Below are 16,779 nucleotides of genomic sequence, written 5' to 3'. Positions count from 1 at the left end.
CCGGTGCGTCTCGTCATTGCCCAGTGCACCGTCGACTACGTCGGTCGGCTGACCGCCCACCTGCCATCCGCCCGCCGCCTGCTTCTGATCAAGGCGGACGGATCGGTCAGCGTGCATGCCGACGACCGTGCCTACAAGCCGTTGAACTGGATGAGTCCGCCCTGCTGGCTCGCTGAGGACAACAACCGGCCGACGCCGATCTGGGTGGTCGAGAACAAGGCAGGCGAGCAGCTGCGCATCACCGTCGAGCAGATCGAGCACGACTCCACCCACGAGCTGGGCGTGGACCCGGGGCTGGTCAAGGACGGCGTCGAGGCACATCTGCAGGCACTGCTGGCCGAACACGTCGAACTGCTCGGCGCCGGCTACACCCTGGTGCGTCGCGAGTACATGACGCCCATCGGACCCGTCGATCTGCTGTGCCGTGACGAGAACGGTGCGACGGTTGCGGTCGAGATCAAGCGGCGCGGGGAGATCGACGGCGTCGAACAGCTCACCCGCTACCTCGAGCTATTGAACCGCGACACCCTCATCGCACCGGTCACGGGAGTCTTTGCGGCTCAACAGATCAAGCCTCAGGCCAAGACGCTGGCCACCGACCGCGGCATCCGGTGTCTCACATTGGACTACGACCGGATGCGCGGTATGGACAGCGACGAGTTCCGGCTCTTCTGATGGCTCGCAGGCGCCGCCCGCAGCCTCCGCGCAGCCCGTTGCCTGCACCTCGTCGTGTCGAGATTGGACCGGACGGCTACGACTACGAGGTGAGACCGGTCGCGGGTTCGCGGGCCACCAAGACGTATCGCTGCCCGGGATGCGACCACGAGATCAGGCCTGGCACAGCCCATCTCGTGGTGTGGCAGACCGATTTGGGCGCGACGGCGATGGATGACCGACGGCACTGGCACACGCCGTGCTGGCAGAACCGCGCGACACGAGGTCCGACGCGTCGGTGGTCGTGACGGTCAGTGACCGGTGCGCACGCGAGGAGCAGGCAAGCCTAGGCGGGCTGAACCAGCTCGATGAGCACGCCGCCCGCATCCTTGGGATGGACGAAGTTGATCCGCGAATCCGCGGTGCCGCGGCGTGGCTCGTCGTAGAGCAGCCGCACACCCTGTTCGCGCAACCGCTCGGTCAGCGCGTCGATGTCGCTGACCCGGTAGGCCAGCTGCTGCAGGCCCGGGCCGCGCTTGTCGATGAACTTGGCGATCGTCGAGGTCTCGTCGAGGGGCGACATCAACTGGATCTGGGCGCTGCCGACGGGCGCGCCACGCACCGACAGCATGGCCTCGCGGACACCCTGCTCTTCGTTGATCTCCTCGTGCAGCACGATCATGCCGAGGTGGTCGTGGTACCACTTGATGGCGGCGTCGAGGTCGGGCACTGCCATCCCCACGTGATCGATCGCCGTCACGAGCGCGCTCGCGAGCGCGGGACGTGCGTCTACGTGTTCGGTGCTCATAACGTAACGGTAACCTTGAGACAGATGTTTGCGGAATGTGTCATGGGCCACAACCTTGTGTACCCAATCTATGGAGGATGTAAATGACGACGTCGGTGATCGTTGCTGGAGCCCGCACCCCCGTTGGCAAACTGATGGGTTCGCTGAAGGACTTCTCCGGCAGTGACCTCGGGGCCATCGCGATCAGGGGAGCCCTCGAGAAGGCCAAGGTCCCGGCGTCGGCCGTCGAATACGTGATCATGGGTCAGGTTCTCACCGCAGGCGCAGGGCAAATGCCCGCTAGGCAGGCCGCGGTGGCGGCGGGCATCGGCTGGGACGTACCCGCCCTGACGATCAACAAGATGTGCCTGTCCGGGATCGACGCCATCGCACTGGCCGATCAGCTGATCCGTGCCGGCGAGTTCGACGTTGTGGTAGCCGGTGGCCAGGAGTCGATGACCCAGGCGCCGCATCTGCTGATGAACAGCCGGTCGGGTTACAAGTACGGCGACGTGACGGTGCTCGACCACATGGCCTACGACGGCCTGCACGACGTGTTCACCGACCAGCCGATGGGTGCACTGACCGAGCAGCGCAACGACGAGGACAAGTTCTCCCGCGTCGAGCAGGACGAGTTCGCCGCCGGTTCGCACCAAAAGGCCGCCGCGGCATGGAAAGACGGCGTGTACGCCGACGAGGTCGTGCCGGTGAAGATTCCACAGCGCAAGGGCGACCCGCTGGAGTTCACCGAGGACGAGGGGATCCGCGCCAACACCACCGCTGACTCGCTCGCCGGGCTGAAACCCGCCTTCCGCAAGGACGGCACCATCACCGCGGGCTCGGCATCGCAGATCTCCGACGGCGCCGCTGCCGTCGTCGTGATGAACAAGGCCAAGGCCGAAGAGCTCGGCCTGGAGTGGCTGGTGGAGATCGGCGCCCACGGCGTGGTCGCGGGCCCTGACTCCACCCTGCAGAGCCAGCCGGCCAACGCCATCAAGAAAGCCGTTGCCCGCGAGGGCATCACCGTCGACGAGCTCGACGTCATCGAGATCAACGAGGCGTTCTCCGCGGTCGCGCTGGCATCGACGAAGGAGCTCGGCATCGACCCCGACAAGGTGAACGTCAACGGCGGCGCGATCGCCATCGGTCACCCGATCGGGATGTCGGGTGCCCGTATCGCCCTGCACGTCGCCCTCGAGCTGGCACGACGGGGCTCCGGCTACGGGGTGGCGGCGCTCTGCGGCGCGGGCGGCCAGGGTGACGCGCTGATCCTTCGGGCGCGATGAACGTCTACGACGCGTTGTAGTAATCAAGCTCTGTTTCCGGCACAATGGCGCCTATGACAAGCGCCTTCGATCTCCGCACGCGTGCCGGCTGGTTTCGCGTTGTCGCCCTGGCCGAGGCCGTGAGCTGGGTGGGCCTGCTGGTCGGGATGTACTTCAAGTATCTGGGCACGCCCCGCACCGAAATCGGAGTGAAGGTCTTCGGGATGGCCCACGGGCTGATCTTCATCGCCTTCGTGGCCGCGGGACTGCTCGTGGGAATCGGCGCTCGATGGACGATCGGCACGTGGTTGCTGGCGTTGCTGGCGAGCGTTGTCCCCATGTGCAGTGTGATCTTCCTCATATGGGCAGATCGCAGCGGCCGAATGGGCGCCGAGACGATGCCCGTCGAGGTCGCCGAACCAGCCCGATCGATATCGGAAACGACGTGACAGACTTGGAGACGTGACACGTCCCCGTCCTTCCGCCGGTCCAGGGCCCTCGATCGCCGGCGCGGTCGACCTCTCCGCTCTCAAACAGCGTCCGACGCCGTCGGGTGAGTCCAGACAGGGTTCTGCCCCGCCTCCCGGTGTGGAAGTGACCGAGGCGAATTTCGAAGCCGAGGTATTGCAGAAGTCCAACCAGGTGCCGGTAGTGGTGCTGCTGTGGTCGCCGCGCAGCGACGCGAGCGTGCAGTTGGGCGACACTCTCGGGAGCCTCGCTGCCGAGGACGGCGGCAAGTGGTCACTGGCCACCGTGAACGTCGATTCCACCCCGCGGGTCGCGCAGATATTCGGGGTGCAAGCGGTGCCGACCGTGGTGGCGCTTGCTGCTGGGCAGCCCCTGTCGAGCTTCCAGGGGCCGCAACCGCCGGATCAACTGCGCGGGTGGCTCGACTCGCTGTTGAACGCCACCGCCGGAAAGCTCAGCGGCGGGGCAGAGGCCGGCGACGAGCCGGAACGGGTCGACCCCGAATTAGCCCAGGCGCGTTCGCATTTGGACGGCGGTGACTTCGACGCCGCGCTGAGCGCATACCAGAAGATCCTCGACGCCGACCCCGCGCACGAAGAGGCAAGAGGCGCAGTGCGCCAGATCGCTTTCCTGACCCGCGCATCCGCACAGTCACCGCAGGCCATCGCGACGGCTGACGCCGCGCCCGACGACATCGAAGCCGCGTTCGCGGCAGCCGATGTCGAGGTGCTTCAACAGAACATCGGGGCGGCGTTCGACCGCCTGATACGCCTCGTTGGGCGCACCGCAGGCGACGAACGCACGTCGGTGCGGACGCGGCTCATCGAATTGTTCGACCTCTTCGACCCAGCCGATCCTGAGGTGATCGCGGGTCGGCGCAAGCTCGCCAACGCGCTGTACTGACTCAGTCCCGCTCGGGCTCGAACCACAGGGCGGCCAGCGGCGGCAGCACCATCAAGGCCGACGCGGGGCGCCCGTGCCACGGGTCGTCGGTCGCCTCGACTGCTCCGTAATTACCGATGCCCGAACCGTTGTAGATATCCGCGTCGGTGTTGAGCACTTCGCGCCAGGTGCCCGCATGCGGGAGCCCGAGTCGATACGAGCTGTGTTCGGCACCGGAGAAGTTGAAGACGCAGGCCATGGCGGTGCCGTCGTCGCCGAAGCGCAGGAAGCTGAGCACGTTGTTGGCCGAGTCGTTCGCGTCGATCCACGAATAGCCTTCGGGGCGGGTGTCCAGCGACCACAGCGCCCGCCTCGTCCGGTAGATCTCGTTGATATCGCGCATCATGCGCTGAATCCCGCCGGAGAAGCTGTTCTCGTCCAACTGGTACCAGTCGAGCCCGCGCTCCTCTGACCACTCCGCGCGCTGGCCGAACTCCTGGCCCATGAACAGCAACTGCTTACCCGGGTGGGCCCACTGGTAGGCCATCAGGTTGCGTACGCCGGCCGCCTTGGTGTGATCGTTACCCGGCATCCTGCCCCACAAGGTGCCCTTTCCGTGCACCACTTCGTCATGGCTGATCGGAAGCACATAGTTCTCGCTGTAGGCATAGAGCATCGAGAACGTGATCTCGCCGTGGTGGTAAGTGCGGTGAATGGGATCGCGCTTGATGAACTCCAACGTGTCGTTCATCCAGCCCATGTTCCATTTCATCGAGAAGCCGAGTCCGCCGAGGTTTGTCGGCCGCGTGACGCCGGGCCACGAGGTCGATTCCTCGGCGATGGTGACGATTCCCGGTTCGACCTTGTGCACGGTGGCGTTCATCTCCTGCAGGAATTGCACCGCCTCCAAGTTCTCCCGTCCGCCGTAGATGTTGGGGGTCCAGCCGTCCGCCGGTCGCGAGTAGTCGAGGTACAACATCGACGCCACGGCGTCGACACGTAGTCCGTCGATGTGGAACTCCTGCAGCCAGTACAAGGCGTTGGCTACCAAAAAGTTGCGCACCTCCTGGCGGCCGAAGTCGAAAACGTAGGTGCCCCAGTCCAGCTGCTCACCACGGCGCGGGTCGGAGTGCTCATACAGCGGCGTGCCGTCGAACCGGCCTAGCGCCCAGGCGTCCTTGGGGAAGTGGGCAGGCACCCAGTCCATGATCACGCCGATGCCCGCCTGGTGCAGTGTGTCGACGACGTGGCGGAATTCATCGGGGGTGCCGAGCCGCGAGGTTGGCGCGTAGTAGGACGTCACTTGGTAGCCCCACGAGCCGCCGAACGGGTGCTCTGCAACTGGCATCAGCTCGACATGCGTGAAACCTTGCGACACAACGTATTCTGTCAGCTGCTCGGCGAGATCGCGGTACGACAGGCCCGGCCGCCACGACATCAGGTGCACCTCGTAGGTGCTCATCGGCTCGAACACCGGGTTCTGTTGCGCGCGACGAGTCATCCATTCGGTGTCTGACCAGGAGTAGTCGCTCTTGGTCACCCGTGACGCCGTCTGCGGTGGCACCTCGGTGGCGAAAGCCATCGGATCGGCGCGTTCGGTCACCGACCCGTCGGCGCCGTGTACGCGGAACTTGTAGTTACCGCCGACCGCGAACCCGGGCCAGAACAGCTCCCACACACCGGTGGACCCGAGCACACGCAAGGGTGCCTCGTCGCCGTCCCAGTGGTTGAAGTCGCCGGTCAGGCTGACGCCCTTGGCATTCGGCGCCCACACGGCGAAAGACACGCCCTCGACCACCCCGTCGGAGGTGCGGTAGCTGCGCGGATGGGCGCCGAGAATGTCCCAGAGTCTCTCGTGGCGGCCCTCGGAGAACAGATGGAGGTCCAATTCCCCGAGCGTGGGCAGGAATCTATAGGCGTCGGCGACGGTGTACGGCGACCCGCCATCGCCGTCATAGCCGATCTGCAACCGGTAGTCGACGAGGTCGGTGAATGGCAGCGCGACCCCGAAAAGCCCGGATTCTATGTGCTCGAAGACATATCGCTTGGCACCGACGAGTGCAGCCACCTCCACTGCGTGCGGCCGATACGCGCGGATCACGGTGTGGTCGCCGTACTCGTGGGCGCCCAGTATCGAATGCGGGTTGTGATGTTGTCCCGTGAACAGCCGATTCAGATCGCTCTGATCTGGCCGCAGATGCGGGCTCGTGATTTCGTTCGTGCGAGTCATCTGTCCGTCACTCCCTCATTCCCTGCGCAGCAGGTTCTGTCGTTGTTCAGGTGGGATCCGCGGCATGTTGAAGACGTGGGCGACCGCCCTGCCCGGATCGAGCCGAACGTAGTTCGACTGTCCCCACTGATATTCGTCACCGCCGATTTCGTCGCGCACCCAGAAGCGGTCGTAAGGCTCCATCCCCAACGCGCTCATGTCCAGCCACGCCGTCGCCTCTTCGGCGCCGAACGGATTGAGCGTCACCACGACAAGCACACAATCTCCGGTAACCGGGTCGAACTTGCTGTAGGCCAGCAGCGCGTCGTTGTCGACGTGGTGGAACTTCAGCGTGCGGAGTTCACGCAGTGCGGGATGCAACCGGCGAATCTCGTTGAGCCGACTCAGGAAAGGTTCCAGAGACTCGCCCCTGGCCAGGGCGGCCTCGAAGTCGCGCGGCCGCAACTCGTACTTCTCCGAGTCCAGGTACTCCTCACTGCCCTCGCGCACCGCCCGGTGCTCGAACAGTTCGTATCCGGAATACACCCCCCACGCCGGGCTGAAGGTCGACGCGAGCACCGCACGGATGGCGAACATCCCCGGGCCCCCGTGCTGCAGGCTCTCGTGAAGGATGTCCGGAGTGTTGACGAAGAGGTTGGGGCGGGCGTAGTCGGCGTGCTCGACGATCTGTTCCCCGAACTCGATCAGCTCCCACTTGGCGGTGCGCCAGGTGAAGTAGCTGTAGGACTGGGTGAATCCGAGTTTCGCCAGGCCGTACAGGCGGGCGGGCCGGGTGAACGCCTCGGAGAGGAACAACACGTCAGGGTCGGCCGCCTTGACCTGTCCGATCAGCCAGGCCCAGAAGTTCGGTGGCTTGGTGTGCGGATTGTCGACGCGGAAGATCTTGACTCCGTGGCTGATCCATTGCCGCACCACCCGTAGCACCTCGTGGTAGATGCCCGCCGGGTCGTTGTCGAAATTGATGGGGTAGATGTCCTGATACTTCTTAGGCGGGTTCTCCGCATAGGCGATGGTGCCGTCGGGCAGCACTGTGAACCATTCGGGATGCTCCTTGGCCCACGGATGGTCGGGCGCGGCCTGCAGTGCCAGGTCGAGTGCCACCTCCAGACCCTGGTCGCGCGCCGCGGTGACGAAGTCGTCGAAGTCGTCAATCGTGCCCAGCTGGGGATGCACGGAGTCGTGGCCGCCCTCCTCGCTACCGATCGCCCACGGTGAACCGACGTCCTTCGGTGCGGCGGTGACCGAGTTGTTGCGACCCTTGCGGTGCACCTTGCCGATCGGGTGGATCGGCGGCAGATACACGACGTCGAAGCCCATCTTCGCGATGCGCGGCAGCGCTTTCGCCGCGGTGGCGAACGTGCCGTGAACCGGTGTGCCCTTCTTGTCCCAACCGCCCGTCGATCGGGGGAACAACTCGTACCAGGCGCTGAAGCGTGCCTCGGGCCGATCCACCCAGACGCCGTACTGATCTCCTCGGGTGATCTGGTCGCGCAGCGGATACTGCGCGAGCAGTTCTGTGACCTCGTCGGACAGCGCGGCACCTGCCCGGGTGAACGGATCACCCGGCTTGCGGAGGATCTCGGCGGCCTCGATGAGCGGGTCACGACGCGCTCGGGTTAATCCGGTGGCCGCTCTCTCGAGGAGTCGCGCACCGACGATCAAGTCGTTCGACAGCTCGGTTTCGCTCTGACCGGCGTCGAGTTTGGCGGTGATGGCATGCCGCCACGTCGCGATCGGATCGCCCCACCCGTCGACCCGGAACGTCCACAGACCGACTCTGTCGGGGCAGAACACGCCGTGGAACACATCCGGTGTTCGCCTGGTGGCCATCGGGATGGCCTGCGGTTTGATCCGTGCGCCCGGCTTGACCACAGCCTCGATCGGCACAGGCTTTGCGGGCGGTTCCTGCACCGGCCCCCCGTTCAGCTGCGGATAGGTCGTCCCGTGATAACGCACCACCAGGGTCGCCGCGACGACGTCGTGGCCCTCGCGCCACACCGTGGCCCGTACGGGCACCACTTCGCCCACGACAGCCTTGGCGGGGTACCGCCCTGCGGACACCACGGGTGCGACGTCATCGATCCCGATACGACCGGCCACCTACACACTCCTTCATGGCGCGGCCCGCGGTCGGGCCGCTGTCGTCTGGATTTCGCTTGAAGCCTCTTGAAACCTCTCTCGGCGCCCTATACCCACCGTAGTGTCCGGCCGAACCACACGCTGGTGAACGTTCGCGTCGACGGCACTGCAGCCTCGCCGATCATCAGTAAGGTTGGGTCGCGTGAAAGCCCTCCGTCGGTTCACCGTCCGCGCGCATCTTCCCGAGCGACTGGTCGCGGTGGAAGCGCTCTCGGTCAACCTGCGCTGGTCATGGGACAAGCCGACTCAGGAACTGTTCAAATCCATCGATCCTGAGTTGTGGAAGCAGGTCGGGTGCGATCCAGTGGCGCTGCTCGGCCAGGTCTCGCCCAAGCGGCTGGACGAACTCGCCGCCGACGAATCGTTCGTCGGCAGGCTGGATCACATCGTCGGTCAGCTCGACGACTACCTGGCCCGCCCGCTGTGGTACCAGGAACGCGCCGCAGAGGGTGCCCAGATGCCCAACGGCATCGCCTATTTCTCTATGGAGTTCGGTGTCGCCGAGGTGCTGCCGAACTATTCCGGTGGCCTTGGGATCCTTGCGGGCGACCATCTCAAGTCGGCGTCGGACCTCGGGCTGCCGCTGATCGCGGTGGGCCTGTATTACCGGTCCGGTTATTTCCGTCAGTCGCTGACCGCTGACGGTTGGCAGCGGGAGAACTATCCGTCGCTCGACCCCCAGGGTCTGCCGTTTCGCTTGCTGACCACCCACCAGGGTGATCCTGCGCTCGTCGAGCTGGCGATGCCGGATACGGCGCAGCTGAGGGCTCGCGTCTGGGTTGCCCAAGTGGGCCGAATTCCGTTGCTGCTTCTGGATTCCGACATTCCCGAGAACGAGCACGAGCTTCGCGGCGTTACCGACCGGCTGTACGGCGGCGATCAGGAGCATCGAATCAAGCAGGAGATCCTTGCCGGCGTCGGCGGAGTGCGGGCAATTCGCGCGTTCACCGAGATCGAAGGCCTGCCCACGCCCGAGGTGTTCCACATGAACGAGGGCCATGCGGGTTTCCTCGGCGTCGAGCGGATCCGCGAGTTGATCGAGTCCGGGCTTGACTTCGACACCGCGCTGACCGTTGTGCGGTCGTCGACGGTTTTCACCACGCACACCCCGGTCGCCGCCGGTATCGACCGCTTCCCGGTGGAGATGGTGAAGCGCTATTTCGGCAGCGGAGAGGGAAGTCCGTCGGGCGGCAGCTCCCGATTGCTGCCAGGTGTCCCGCTTGACCGGGTCATTGCGTTCGGAGCCGAGGACGATCCCTCGAAATTCAACATGGCGCATATGGGCCTACGGCTTGCGCAGCGCGCCAACGGTGTGTCGCTGTTGCACGGCCGCGTCAGCCGCGAGATGTTCAACGAGCTGTGGCCGGGCTTCGACCCGGTGGAGGTGCCGATCGGTTCGATCACCAACGGGGTGCACGCGCCGACCTGGGCGGCGCCGCAATGGCTCGAGCTGGGCAGGGAGTTGTCGGGTGGAGACCTGCCGAATGCGCCTGCGGTGTGGGAGCCGGCGCTGTGGGAGCGGCTCCAGCAGGTGGACCCGGGACATCTCTGGTGGATCCGGTCGCAGCTGCGCGAGGCGTTGGTCGACGATGTCCGGGCGCGGCTGCGCCGATCCTGGCACGAGCGTGGCGCTTCGGACGCCGAACTAGGTTGGATCGCAACGGCTTTCGATCCCAACGTGCTGACGGTTGGGTTCGCGCGCCGGGTTCCGACCTACAAGCGGCTGACGCTGATGCTGCGCGATCCGGATCGGCTGGAGAAGTTGCTGCTCGACGAGAAACAGCCCATTCAGCTCATCGTGGCGGGCAAGTCGCATCCGGCGGACGAGGGCGGCAAGGCGCTGATCCAGCAGGTTGTGCGCTTCGCTGATCGGCCCGAGGTGCGTCACCGCATCGCCTTCCTGCCGGACTATGACATGTCGATGGCGCGCCCGCTCTACTACGGCTGCGATGTCTGGTTGAACAACCCGCTGCGGCCACTGGAGGCGTGCGGCACCTCCGGAATGAAAAGCGCGCTTAACGGCGGCCTAAACCTGTCAATCCGCGACGGATGGTGGGACGAGTGGTACGACGGCGAAAACGGTTGGGAGATACCGACTGCCGACGGGCTGGCCGACGACGGCCGCCGCGACGACTTGGAGGCCGCGGCGCTGTACAGCCTGGTCGAGCGGTCGGTGGCGCCGAAGTTCTATGACCGCGACGAGCGCGGCGTGCCGGTGCGCTGGGTCGAGATGGTCCGGCACACCCTCGAGGTGCTCGGACCCAAGGTGCTGGCGTCGCGAATGGTGCGCGACTACACGGAGAGGTACTACGCGCCGGCCGCGCAGTCACTCCGCAGAACCGTCGAGCCGCGTGAGGAAGGCGACGTACCGTTCGGCGCCGCGGGAGATTTGGCCGCTTATCGCCAGCGCGCCCACGAGGCGTGGCCGAAGATCCAGGTCACCGACGTCGACAGCACGGGGCTGCCGGACACGCCGCTGCTCGGCTCGGAACTGACGCTCTCGGCGAGTGTGCAGCTCGCCGGGCTGCGTCCGGACGAGGTATCCGTGCAGGCGGTGCTCGGTCGCGTGGACACCGCCGACGCACTGGTGAACCCGGTCACCGTGGCGATGGTGCACACCGGGACCGGTGAGGGCGGCACCGAGACGTTCGCGACGACGACGCCGCTGCCGGTCGCCGGGCCGGTCGGCTACACGGTGCGCGTGCTGCCGCACCATCCGCTGCTGGTGTCCGACACCGAGCTCGGCCTGGTCACCTTCGCCTAGATCGGACTTTTCGGCGAACTCGGGCTCGTCGGGATCCCCCGCCGTTGTAAGTTCCGTTGATGTTCCGTTGCGTCACGTTGCTGGCCACCTGCGCGGTGGCGTCCGCCCTGATGGCCCCGTCGGCGTCGGCCGATCCGGAGGTCGAACCCGTGGTCGAGGCCGCGGAGACGGCGCCTGCCCCGCAAGGCGTCCCGCCAGAGGGACCCGTCGACCTGGTCGAGTCGTCGCCGCCCGCCACGACGAAGTCGCCCGACGGCTGGACGTTGACGGTCTCGGCCAAGGACGAGACGCAGCGGGTGATCCAGCCGCTGACCACCGCGATCTCGACTCGTGAGTACGAGGTTGGCGGGGTGTTCAACGCGAAGATGGAGGGGCCGGACGAGGCCGAGCCCCCCGAAGGCACATTCGAGGTCGGTTATCAGATCGGCTGCGGCATCGACATGAGCACATCGAACGGCGTGGTGATGAGCGGCAGCCTCGGCTTCTCACCGGGCCTGGGTCTCGGGGGTCTCGGCACCGCCGCGATAACGGGCATTCCGACGGGAATCGCACCCATCAGCGGCAGCCTGGCCGTCGCGCTCAAGCCGGGCATCATCAACGTCATCCCGGTCACGAAGAAGGATTTCCAGGGCGCCGAGCCCTGGGTGCAGATCACCGGATTCCGCGTCAAGATCGACGGCTGCGTCGGTGAGTCCTTCATTCGCTCCTACGCGTTTTTGACCCGGTCGACCAAGGTGTCCGACGCGATCATCGGTTACTACGGGGTGACCAAGAAGGTCTGATCAAGGGAAGCGCTTGAAGCAGCGGTCCTCGTCGCCGAGCACGCCGTTGCGGAACGCGTCCATCCGGGAGAACCCGGACGGCACCGTCTCTCCGTTGACGTCACCGGCTGCGAGCCCGTTGGTGAGCAGGCCGGATACCGCCTCGTCGAGATCGCCTGCGCTCAGCGCCACCGTATTGTCGCCCGATGTGGTCACCGCCTCGGTCATCTTGGTGGTCGCGACCCCGGTAAGGCATGCGGTGCGCAGAGCGGCCTCCGCGGTGTCCAGGGAGAGGCCGCCGCGCTCGTGCTGCAGCGCCAGCATGTATCGCGAGACGAGGATCGAGTACGCCGTGTTGTCCCCTGACACGATGCCGTATTTGTCGGTCTCCTCTTGACCTGACGGCGTGCCGACCTTCTCCAGTTCGACCATGTCGACGGCGATCGTGTTGGTCGCCGGACAGTAGGAGACCGGCGGGCTGGGGCGCGCGTCCGGGCAATCCTGCGCGCCTTCGGCGTCGAGGCGCAGCTTCGGCGGGTCCGCGGGCGAGAACAGTGTGCCGAGGGCTTCGACGATCGCCTTTACCGACTCCTCGCTGACCGGCCAATCGCCGCTTTGGCCCTGCTGCAGCGCGACAGGAAGATCGCCGCGCCGCTGCTCGATCTCCTTGTCGTCGATCGCCGCGCACGACGCAGTCCCATCGGTGAACCCGAACTGGAAGGCGCTGACCCGCTCGAACGCCGAGCCGTGCACGTTGGCGCCCGGATCGAAATCGGCCTCGTCCTCGCTGAGCAGAGGGTCCCGAAACGAGATCACCGCCGCCAGAAGGCTGTTGAGGCCGTCTCCGGTGCTCAACGTGAAGCGATCGGAGTTGCCTTCTGCCACCCAGCGCATGTAGGAGCCGGCGAAGCAGTCCGCTTGCTGCTCAGCGACGAGCTTGTCGGTACCCTGCTTCTTCAGCCCGGCCTGGTGCTGTATCGCGTGGCCGTACTCGTGGGCAAGCACATTGGTGACGGCGATATCGCTGAAGTTGTCCTTCAATTGCGGTAGTAGTTCGCCGCGGTCCCACCCGATGGTGTGGTCGAGAAAGCAGTAGCCCGCATTCTCCAGCCCCACGGTGTCCTGCCCGCAGAACTTCTGGCGTTCGAATTCGCCAGAATCCCAGGAGATCAGTTCCTTGACGGGGGTGAAGCTCTCATCGAATGTCTCGGGGTAGGCGTTATTCCAGAAGTCTTCGATGTCGCTGACCGAGGAGGCGGCGAGTGCGTCGATTTCACCGCCGTCGCCGTTCTCGACGTCGCGCGTGGAGTCCTTGGCGCCCGGCCGCAGGCCGGTCGGCCCGTCCACAGCGGGCATCCCAGCCACGTTGAACGGGTCGTCGAAAACCGAGACGGCGGTGCCCGTCACAGTCGTCGAGCAGGACGCTACGAGGAATGCGACGCAGACGGCGAGCGCCGCGGCGGCAGTGCGTCGGCTCACCAGCGTCACGATAGTGCGGCGTTGGCCGTGCGGAGCCGTTCCAGCGCTTGTCGGACCCGGGCGGTGTCCGTGGTGGCCCAGAACGGCGGCAGGGATGCCCGCAGAAAACCGGAGTAGCGTGCGGTGGCCATCCGCGAATCCAGCACCGCGACCACCCCTCGGTCGTCGGTGCGCCGCAACAGCCTGCCCGCACCCTGGGCGAGCAGCAGAGCGGCGTGGCTGGCCGCGACTTCCATGAACCCGTTGCCGCCCCTGGCGGCGACCGCCCGCTGGCGTGCTGACAGCAGCGGGTCGTCGGGTCGGGGGAACGGGATGCGGTCGATCAGCACCAGCGACAGGGATGGCCCCGGCACGTCGACGCCCTGCCACAGCGACAGCGTCCCGAACAACGACGTCGACGGATCGTCGGCGAATAGCCTGACCAGCGCAGACGTGGTGTCGTCGCCCTGACACAGCACCGGAATTGACAGTCGCTCGCGCATGACCTCGGCGGCGGCCCGCGCGGCCCGCATCGAGGAGAACAGCCCCAGCGTGCGACCGCCCGCGGCACCGATCAGCGACTCGATCTCGTCGAGTTGTTCCGCGGAGCCGGTGCCGTCGCGTCCCGGCGGAGGCAGATGCGCTGCGACATAGAGGATTCCGGACTTGGCGTGTTCGAAAGGGGAGCCGACGTCGATGCCCCGCCACGCCGGCTTCTGCTCTCCGGCCGTCAAGCCCCATGCCGCGCCCATCGCGTCGAACGAACCGCCGACCGTCAAGGTCGCCGACGTCAGCACCGCAGTGGTCTGGTCGAACAGCCTGCCGCGCAGCAGGCCCGCCACTGACAGCGGCGCGACCCGCAGCACGGCGCGGACACTTCCGCGGTTCTCCTCATGGTCCAGCCACACCACATCGTCGCGGTTCGGGATCTTGGGCACGAACGACGCCACGATGCGCGTCGCGGTATCGCTGATGTCCGACAGCGCCGTCACCGCCTCGGCACGCGCCGATGCGGCCCTGGGGTCCGACGGCGAGGTGTCGATCGCCGAACGTGCCCTGCTCGCGGCGTCCCGCAGCGCGGTCAGATACGTCGTCATGTCGTCGTCGAGGCGGTCGATGCGCCCGGGCGTGCCGTCGTGGATCGCGGAGACGAATGTCGCCGTCGCGGCGTCCAGCCGCTGTGCCAGTTCTGGTTCCACGAGCCGCGCGGCGCGGCGGAGGGCGGCGCTAAGCACGGCGTTGGACAATTCGGCGGTGGCCACACCGGTGACCCGGTCGGCCAGTTCATGGGCCTCGTCGACCACGAGCAGGCGGTGCTCGGGAAGCACGGCGGCATCGGAGATGGCGTCGATGGCCAACAGCGCATGGTTGGTGACGACGACATCGGCGTGGCCGGCCGTGTCGCGGGCTTTCTCCGCGAAGCAGTCGGTTCCGAACGGGCACCGCGAGGCGCCGATGCACTCCCTGGCCGAGACGCTGACCTGCGACCACGACCGGTCTCCGACGCCGGGGGTCAGCTCGTCCCGGTCGCCGGTTTCGGTGCTCGATGACCATTTGACGAGACGCTGGACGTCGCGTCCGAGCGCGGTCGTGGCCGCCGCGTCGAACAGTTCCTCCTGCGGAACATCATCCGGCTCGGCTGCCGACCCGTTGTGAATCTTGTTCAGGCACACGTAATTTCCGCGACCCTTGAGTAAGGCGAACTTCGGCCTCCTTGGCAGGGCGCCGACCAGCGAGTCGGCGAGTGCGGGAAGGTCGCGGTCGACGAGTTGACGCTGCAGCGCGATGGTCGCCGTCGACACCACAACGGGCTCTTCGGTGGCGACCGCCCGCGCGATGGCAGGAACCAAGTAGGCCAGTGACTTGCCAGTACCGGTTCCTGCCTGCACGGCAAGATGCTCGCCGGTGTCGAAGGCGCGGGCCACCGCCTCGGCCATCTGGACTTGGCCGCTGCGCTCACTGCCGCCGAGCGCGGCGACCGCGGTGGCAAGCAGTTCGGTGACGGGAGCTGCGGTTGGCGTGGCTCCTCCTATGCGCTCTGGCCTGCGGGCGGCACCATCCGGGTCGGGACAGCGGGTTCGCCGCGCGACAGTTTCAAGCCGTCCCACGGCAGGCTGTGCAGCCCGGCCGCCACCCTGTCGCGCGCCGCGTTCAGCCGCAGATCGGCTACCGGCTCGCCCTCCTCGACGAAGCAGACCGTGAGATCCCGTGCGACGAGGTCGGACTGCGGGGCGGCCCGTGCGGCGGGGTGAACAACCTCCTCGACGATCGTCCCCGACGCTTTCGCCAACCGGGTGGCCTTCTTCCGGCCGCCGTGCGACTCCTTGTGCAGGCTGCGCTTCTCCACCGGCATGTCGTCGACCTCGACCAGCTTGTAGACCATGCTCGCGGTGGGCGCGCCCGAGCCGGTCACCACCGACGTGCCGACGCCGTAGATGTCGACGGGTTCGGCGCGCAGCCCGGCGATCGCGAACTCGTCCAGATCACCCGAAACCACGATCCGGGTCTTCGTCGCACCGAGTCCGTCGAGCTGTGCCCGTACCTGCCGGGCCAGCACACCGAGGTCGCCGGAGTCGATGCGGACCGCGCCCAGTTCCGGCCCTGCGGCCTCGACGGCGTTCACGACGCCCTGGGTGATGTCGTAGGTGTCGACGAGCAGGGTGGTGCCGACTCCGAGCGCATCGACCTGTGCCCGAAACGCCGCCTTCTCGTCGGGGCCGTTCGCGCTGGTGTGCACAAGCGTAAACGCGTGCGCGCTGGTGCCCATCGCGGGCACGCCGTATCGGCGCTGCGCCTCGAGGTTGGACGAACCGGCGAAACCGGCGAGGTAGGCGGCCCGTGCTGCGGCGACGGCGGCCTGCTCGTGGGTGCGCCGCGAGCCCATCTCGATGAGGCTGCGACCCTCAGCGGCGCTGACCATCCGCGCCGCGGCCGAAGCGATCGCCGTGTCGTGATTGAACATCGAGAGCGCCAGCGTCTCCAGCACCACACATTCGCCGAACGTTCCGTGTACCGCCAGCACGGGGGAGCCGGGAAAGTACAGCTCGCCCTCGGCGTATCCGTCCACGTCGCCGCGGAACCGGTAGTCGGCCAAATAGGCCAGCGTCTCACCGTCGAGGAAGTCCGAAACCGACTCCAGCGCGGTGTCATCGAACGTGAAGTCCGCCAACGCCTCCACGAACCGGGCGGTGCCCGCGACGACGCCGTAGCGTCTGCCCTCGGGCAGCCGGCGGGCGAACAACTCGAAGGTGGTGCGCCGGTGGGCCGTCCCGTCCCGCAGCGCCGCCGCGAGCATGGTCAGCTCGTATTTGTCAGTCAGCAGAGCCGCTGTCACCGGTCAACCGTAACCGTTCTCCGGCCCACTTAGGCCC

At 66.6% G+C, this 16,779-nt stretch carries 13 protein-coding genes; 7 read left to right on the top strand and 6 right to left on the bottom strand.

From position 1 onward, the window contains the following. Window positions 1-3 precede the first annotated feature (3 nt). Window positions 4-675 (top strand): endonuclease NucS, encoded by a 672-nt coding sequence (gene nucS / locus C6A82_RS19230; RefSeq protein ID WP_105342211.1) that lies wholly within the window; start codon window positions 4-6, stop codon window positions 673-675. Then, entirely contained in the window at window positions 675-962 is a 288-nt protein-coding gene (locus C6A82_RS19225; protein ID WP_105342212.1) for a hypothetical protein, read from the top strand. The genes nucS and C6A82_RS19225 overlap by 1 nt, the downstream gene beginning before the upstream one ends. A gap of 38 nt (window positions 963-1,000) precedes the next feature. Here C6A82_RS19225 and mce read toward each other — a convergent pair whose 3' ends face one another. Further along, on the bottom strand, window positions 1,001-1,462 hold the full coding sequence (mce, locus tag C6A82_RS19220; protein ID WP_105342214.1) for a methylmalonyl-CoA epimerase: 462 nt from the start codon (window positions 1,460-1,462) through the stop codon (window positions 1,001-1,003). Window positions 1,463-1,545: 83 nt separating this feature from the next. Between mce and C6A82_RS19215 the strand changes: the two genes are divergently transcribed. Genes C6A82_RS19215 through C6A82_RS19205 form a run of 3 tightly spaced genes read left to right on the top strand, consistent with a single transcriptional unit; the run spans window position 1,546 to window position 4,077 of the window. Beyond that, window positions 1,546-2,727, top strand: coding sequence for an acetyl-CoA C-acetyltransferase (locus C6A82_RS19215; protein ID WP_105349378.1), 1,182 nt, complete (start codon window positions 1,546-1,548; stop codon window positions 2,725-2,727). A 44-nt stretch (window positions 2,728-2,771) separates the two neighbouring features. Further along, window positions 2,772-3,155, top strand: coding sequence for a DUF3817 domain-containing protein (locus tag C6A82_RS19210; RefSeq protein WP_199193991.1), 384 nt, complete (start codon window positions 2,772-2,774; stop codon window positions 3,153-3,155). A gap of 13 nt (window positions 3,156-3,168) precedes the next feature. Then, on the top strand, window positions 3,169-4,077 hold the full coding sequence (locus tag C6A82_RS19205; protein WP_199193992.1) for a tetratricopeptide repeat protein: 909 nt from the start codon (window positions 3,169-3,171) through the stop codon (window positions 4,075-4,077). A 1-nt stretch (window position 4,078) separates the two neighbouring features. On the opposite strand, the gene glgB is transcribed toward C6A82_RS19205, so the two are convergent. Both glgB and C6A82_RS19195 read right to left on the bottom strand, forming a co-directional pair. Next, complete coding sequence (glgB, locus tag C6A82_RS19200) at window positions 4,079-6,286, bottom strand: 1,4-alpha-glucan branching protein GlgB (protein WP_105349380.1); 2,208 nt, start codon at window positions 6,284-6,286, stop codon at window positions 4,079-4,081. Window positions 6,287-6,301: 15 nt separating this feature from the next. Continuing rightward, on the bottom strand, window positions 6,302-8,386 hold the full coding sequence (locus C6A82_RS19195) for an alpha-1,4-glucan--maltose-1-phosphate maltosyltransferase (RefSeq protein WP_105349381.1): 2,085 nt from the start codon (window positions 8,384-8,386) through the stop codon (window positions 6,302-6,304). Window positions 8,387-8,567: 181 nt separating this feature from the next. On the opposite strand from C6A82_RS19195, the gene glgP reads away from it, so the two are divergent. Then, entirely contained in the window at window positions 8,568-11,189 is a 2,622-nt protein-coding gene (glgP, locus tag C6A82_RS19190; protein WP_105349422.1) for an alpha-glucan family phosphorylase, read from the top strand. A 59-nt stretch (window positions 11,190-11,248) separates the two neighbouring features. Further along, the gene (locus C6A82_RS19185; protein ID WP_199193993.1) at window positions 11,249-11,971 is read left to right on the top strand and encodes an MspA family porin; all 723 of its coding nucleotides are present in this window, start codon (window positions 11,249-11,251) and stop codon (window positions 11,969-11,971) included. Here C6A82_RS19185 and C6A82_RS19180 read toward each other — a convergent pair whose 3' ends face one another. Genes C6A82_RS19180 through C6A82_RS19170 form a run of 3 tightly spaced genes read right to left on the bottom strand, consistent with a single transcriptional unit; the run spans window position 11,972 to window position 16,742 of the window. After that, window positions 11,972-13,432 (bottom strand): neutral zinc metallopeptidase, encoded by a 1,461-nt coding sequence (locus tag C6A82_RS19180; protein WP_105349424.1) that lies wholly within the window; start codon window positions 13,430-13,432, stop codon window positions 11,972-11,974. It abuts the gene before it with no gap. Between the two features lie 2 nt (window positions 13,433-13,434). Beyond that, a complete protein-coding gene (locus C6A82_RS19175; protein ID WP_105349425.1) occupies window positions 13,435-15,441 on the bottom strand; it encodes an ATP-dependent DNA helicase in 2,007 nt (668 codons plus the stop codon). Beyond that, window positions 15,438-16,742, bottom strand: coding sequence for a nicotinate phosphoribosyltransferase (locus C6A82_RS19170; protein ID WP_105349382.1), 1,305 nt, complete (start codon window positions 16,740-16,742; stop codon window positions 15,438-15,440). The genes C6A82_RS19175 and C6A82_RS19170 overlap by 4 nt, the downstream gene beginning before the upstream one ends. Between the last annotated feature and the right edge of the window lie 37 nt (window positions 16,743-16,779).

It is taken from the genome of Mycobacterium sp. ITM-2016-00318 (assembly GCF_002968285.2).
GTDB lineage: Bacteria > Actinomycetota > Actinomycetes > Mycobacteriales > Mycobacteriaceae > Mycobacterium.
Note: the sequence above shows the minus strand (reverse complement) of the source record. Positions and strands in the feature narration are given on the sequence as shown.